This window comes from Intestinimonas sp., from assembly GCF_026169115.1.
Lineage (GTDB): Bacteria > Bacillota > Clostridia > Oscillospirales > Oscillospiraceae > Intestinimonas.
In genome coordinates this window covers 1-5234 of record NZ_JAPFEA010000036.1, presented here as the reverse complement: position 1 = coordinate 5234, position 5234 = coordinate 1, and the positions used below count along the sequence as shown (strand labels likewise).

4 protein-coding genes are annotated in these 5234 nt (G+C 58.8%); all 4 read left to right on the top strand.

Translation table 11 applies throughout. The features are described from left to right. The coding region (locus tag Q0Y09_RS03470; RefSeq protein WP_297717670.1) for an S-layer homology domain-containing protein at window positions 1–2034 on the top strand (2034 nt) is incomplete at its 5' end. Window positions 2035–2354: 320 nt separating this feature from the next. Beyond that, the gene (locus Q0Y09_RS03465) at window positions 2355–2600 is read left to right on the top strand and encodes a hypothetical protein (protein ID WP_297717668.1); all 246 of its coding nucleotides are present in this window, start codon (window positions 2355–2357) and stop codon (window positions 2598–2600) included. A gap of 2 nt (window positions 2601–2602) precedes the next feature. Continuing rightward, entirely contained in the window at window positions 2603–3082 is a 480-nt protein-coding gene (locus Q0Y09_RS03460; RefSeq protein ID WP_297717665.1) for a flagellar protein FlgN, read from the top strand. 41 nt (window positions 3083–3123) lie between these two features. Next, the gene (locus tag Q0Y09_RS03455) at window positions 3124–5148 is read left to right on the top strand and encodes a flagellar basal body rod C-terminal domain-containing protein (protein WP_297717662.1); all 2025 of its coding nucleotides are present in this window, start codon (window positions 3124–3126) and stop codon (window positions 5146–5148) included. Window positions 5149–5234 lie beyond the last annotated feature (86 nt).

The window sequence follows — 5234 nt, the reverse complement described above, 5'->3', positions numbered from 1 at the left end:
ATCAACTCCTACACCGGCTGCGCCGACAATGGCAGGACCTTCAACGGCCCCATCCCGGTCGAGGTGGAGAAGACGGATGACGTGGCAAACAGCACCGCTGAGGGCCGCCCCCTGGAATACAGCTCGGCGGATTTTGCCGCCGTGTGTCTGGCCCGCACGGGCCGCTCCATCCGTCACATCGTCTTTGAACAGCCTGCCTCCAACCGCGGAACGCTCTATTACAAATACAGCGCCGCCGCGGAGTTCTCCCAGCGGGTGGACAGCGGCACGAATTATTACGCCACGGGCACGCCCAGCATCGACCTCATCACATTTTTGCCGTCGCCGGGCTATACGGGCCGGGTGTCGGTGCCCTATACCTGCGTGGACGCCTCCGGCGGGAGCTATCGGGGCAGAGTGACCATCACCGTGTACGCCGCCGGAAGTGACGGGACGGGCGACGTGGAATACACGACCGGCGTGGGCGAGGAAGTCACGCTGGACGCGGCGGACTTCAACCGGGTCTGTCAGGACGCCAACGACAGAAATTTCTCCTACGTGCGCTTTGAGCTCCCCCGCGCCCGGGAAGGCGTCCTCTACTACGATTATGTCAGCGCCAACCGGTATGACCGGAAGGTGTCGGAGGATGAGCGTTATTACCGGAGCAGGAGCCCCAGGCTCTCCGACGTCACCTTTGTCCCCGCAAAAGATTTTGAGGGCACGGTCAGCATTTCCTTCCGTGGCGTTGACACCTCCGGGGAATCCTTCTCCGGGGAGCTGGTCATCCAGGTGACCGATGACAGTGGGGACGGCGTGGTGCGCTATAAAACGGGGGCCGGGAAGGCCGTGACCTTTGATGCCGCGGATTTCAACGCGGCCTGCCGGCGCAGCAACGGCGCAAGGCTGGACCGGGTGACCTTTGAGCTGCCCGCCTCCTCGTCCGGCACGCTCTATTACGACTATACCAGCAGCTCTGCCGGCGCCAGGGTCTCGTCGTCCACCAGCTACTATCACTCCGGGAGTCCGAGCATTTCCCGCATTACATTTGTGCCCGGAAAGGGCTATGAAGGCGCCTTGTCCATCCCCTTCCGCGGATATGACGTGGACGGTGACCGATTTAACGGCAGCGTCCGCATTGAAGTGGGGACGGAGGATGGGATCGTGACCTATCCCGCCAAAAGTGGTGCGGAGGTGCGGTTTGACGCCGCGGATTTCAACGCGGCCTGTCGGGAACTCACGGGGGAGAACCTGCGCTATGTCCGCTTCTCCCTCCCCGCCACCCGCTATGGCACACTATACTATAAATACGGCTCCAGCGGAGAGAGCAAGCTGACGGAATCCGCCAGCTACTACCGGACGGGCAGCGGCCGGCTGCTGGACGACGTGTCCTTCCTGGCTGCGGACGGGTATTCCGGCACCGTTTCAATCGACTACGATGGGCGCAGCGTGGAGGGGACCGCGTTTTCCGGGAGCGTGGATATCGTGCTTGCGCCCCAGGAGCCCGAGCCGCCCCGGTGGGAGAGCCATTTCGTGGATGTGCCCGCCAACGCATATTACTATGACGCAGTTCGGTGGGCGGTGAGCGAGGGGATCACAGGGGGGGCGACCCCGAGCACCTTCAGCCCGGATATCGTCTGCACCAGAGCGCAGGCGGTCACCTTCCTGTGGCGCGCGTCAGGCAGTCCGGCCCCTCAAAGCGGGGTCAACCCGTTCCAGGACGTGAGTTACAACGCCTATTATTATAACGCCGTGCTGTGGGCGGTGGAGCAGGGGATCACCAGCGGGACCACAAGGACGACCTTTAGCCCGGAGGCCGCCGTGGACCGCGGGCAGGCGGTCACCTTCCTGTACCGGCACGCCGGCTCGCCGGCGACCAGCGGTGGAAGTCCCTTCTCTGATGTGAAAAACGGGGACTATTTTGCGCCTGCTGTGCGCTGGGCCTCCATCTATGGCATCACAAACGGTACGGGAGGGACGATGTTCAGCCCCGGCACCCCCTGCACCCGGGCTCAGATCGTTACCTTCCTCTACAAGAAGGCCGCGCTTTCCTTCTGAGCGGGCTTCATCATCGAGAAAGCGGGGCCGAAAGGCCCCCTTTCTCAAAGCCCTTCAAATGGCTGGAGGGCTTTGAGAAGGTCTGTATTTCAGCGCGCCCTTTCCAGTAAGTCAGGCCGGAAGGGCGGCAGCGCCGGCCCCCGGCTTGCGCGGACTGGGTTCGGAAAAGAATTTATTCAGGTTTCTTATTTTTGGACCGATTATGACGATATTAAATAGTGAACATTCCGAAATCAGTTTTGGGAAAGGTGTGAGATACTGTGCTGTCTTCCTCTTCGGGCTGCATCCCTCCGATCTGTCCGGCAAAAACCTATTATTCCATGCAAAAACAAGCTGCTGCGGTGAAAGTGAATATGAATAAAAATTATGATTCAGTCAATTTCTCATCTGCGCTGGCTGGAGAGGATGCAATGCAAAAAAATATGGTCAGCCGCATCTCGCAGGAGGTTCGGACTGCTACCACGACAGGGGACATTCAAGCGTTGAAGCGGGCGGTCACCGCCGAGGAATATGTCCCGGATCCGATGAAAATCGCCGATAAGATTCTGTTCATGGTGGGGGATTGACGATGGATGGCTTGATTCCCTATCTTCTGAACGTCTTTGATTCCATACGCGGGGGACTGGAGCAGCTCACAGAGCTGGCCAAGCGCAAAATCAAGGCCGTCGAGTCGGATGACCTGCTGGCGCTGGACGATGTGATGAACCAGGAGCAGGCGGTGGTGCTTACCATGCGCGGCCTGGAGCAGAAACGGGAACGGGCGATCAGCGATCTGGGCCTGTCAGGCGTTCCTCTCTCACAGATCGCCGAACGCTGTCCGCCGGATGCCCAGCCAGAGGTCAGGCAGGCCGTGGAGGCGCTGAAAAATCAATATCAGGAATACCGGCGTCATGCGGACCGGGCGCGCAATATGCTGGAGCATGGCATCCGCGAGATCGAGCGGACGCTTTCCGAGCTGGGCGCAAGCCCCATTGAAAACGGACCCGGCTATGGCGCCCGGGACGAGGCGGCTCCCCCCGAATCCATGAAGACAGATTTTCGGGCATGACAGTCAGGAATCAGCTGATAAAGCGGGAAAAGGAGTAGAACATGAGTTCAGTCGGAACTTTTGGATATTTCAATCAGGCGCGGCTCGGCATCTTTGCCGCCCAGAAGGGCCTGAGCGTAGCAGGAAACAACATTTCAAACATCAACACGCCGGGGTATACCCGCCAGCGGCTGGAGCAGAAGAGCTTTTATGCCGCCGGCGCGGACCGCTATTATTCTGCTTACGATGCCAGGACCGGCAACGGCGTACTGTGCACAGGCGTGTCCCAGCTCCGGGACCCCTATCTGGATATTCGGTACCGGAGCCAGGTATCCAATGTGGGCGCGATGGACGCGAAGCTGGCCGGACTGGAAGGGATCCAGGCGATCCTGGACGAAGTGGGCAAGGGAGACGATGACTTCGGAGTCATCAGCGATAAGCTGCACAAGGTATATGAGGCTTTGCAGATGCTCAACGATCAGACCGGCCACGCTGTGTACGATACCCAGGTCCGCGCTGCCGCCCAGGCCCTGGCGGACCAGTTCCGGGCCTATGCGTCCCGCCTGACGGAGCACTACAACAACGCGGCAAAAGGATTTAAGGAGGACGTCACCGCCGTCAACAACCTCCTGAGCAACATCCGGGATCTGAACGCGGCCATCCGCAAGAGTGAGATCCATGGCGACAATGCGCTGGAGCTGCGGGATGAGCGGAACCTGCTGATCGATCAGCTCTCGGAGTACATGAAGATCGACGTGATCTACACCGAGGAGGACATCGGCGGCGGCGACACCGTAGAGAAGCTCATCATCAAGCTCGGCGGCGCCAACCCGGACGGGGCCGTGGAGACCGATTCCTCCACGCTGGTGGACGGCATCTACGCCACACAGTTTTCCATCACGCAGGTCCCCAAGCCCAATCCGAAGTACGACCCGAACGCCCAAGCTGGCGCTCCTGGTTTTGGAGAATTTCTGAAGCCGGATGGGACAGGGACCAATGTTCTTGCGGAAGCGGCCCTCATCGACAGCCCCAATTTTGACCTGACCATCGCCGAGCTGCGGGACATCAAGGGGAAGCTGCTGTATACTTCGGAGAAGAGCGAGTGGAAGGCGTATACTCCGGCTGACCCCAACAACTTTGACGGCAAACCGACGACGGTTGAAAAGGACGGCGTCATCACCGTCACCATGTACCAGAAGACGAAGGACGGCAAATGGCTCCAGCAGACCTATACCAAGACGCCCTCCAAGGCCGTCAATCTGGATGATAACGACCTGTACGGCGCGCTGCAATCGGTGCGTGAAAGCCTGACGGAGGCCGGCGAATTTTCCACGGCTGATACCATCAACAATGTGGACGAGAACGCCGCCACCAAGCGGGGCATCCCTTATTACCAGAAGGCGCTGGACCTGCTGGCCAAGCAGTTTGCCGAGACCTTCAATTCCGCCAACCAGGGCTATATGCGGAATGAGAAGGGGGAGTTCCTGGGCAAGGATGGAAATGTCCTTCAGGTGAATGGAAAGCCGGTCACCGATGAAAAAGACCTCACGGAGCAGCAAAAGAAAGACCTGCTGGTCGGCTTCAACATGTTCAGCACGCGGGGCGACACAGATAACGCGGAGGGGATCACGGCCTCCAATATCACCATTTCCAAGACCTGGGCCAGCGGTGAGCAGATCATATCCTCCTTCGTCAAGCCCGCCAACCAGGAAACGGCCACCACGGACAGCAGCAATATCCTGCATATGATCGCGCTGTTTTCCAAGAAAATGGATTATCTGCCAAACCAGATCACGCCGAACGGCACAAATACCCCCATGTTCAACGGCACCTTTGAGGAGATGTGGGAGAACGTGGGATTCGTCCTGGGCAGCGATATGAATAAAACCAGCACCATGCTGGACAACTATTTTGCGGCCTCAGTGGAGCTGGATACCAGCCGGGATTCTGTTTCCGGCGTGGACCTGAACGATGAGGCCATGAGCCTGATGCAGTACCAAAAATCCTATAATGCCGCCTGCCGTTTGATGACGACGCTGGACGCGATGATCGACAAGCTGATAAACGGTACTGGGATCTTGAGCTGATAAAGGAGGTTGCAGTATGATCCGTTCTACGACAAATGGTGTGCTGAAGAGTTATCGGTATAACCTGCAGCGTTCCAATTATACCT

Excerpts from the sequence above, each read along its gene's own strand:
- Q0Y09_RS03465 (WP_297717668.1), top strand. The coding sequence starts at position 2,355 with ATGCAAAAACAAGCTGCTGCGGTGAAAGTGAATATGAATAAAAATTAT.
- Q0Y09_RS03460 (WP_297717665.1), top strand. The coding sequence starts at position 2,603 with ATGGATGGCTTGATTCCCTATCTTCTGAACGTCTTTGATTCCATACGC.
- Q0Y09_RS03455 (WP_297717662.1), top strand. The coding sequence starts at position 3,124 with ATGAGTTCAGTCGGAACTTTTGGATATTTCAATCAGGCGCGGCTCGGC.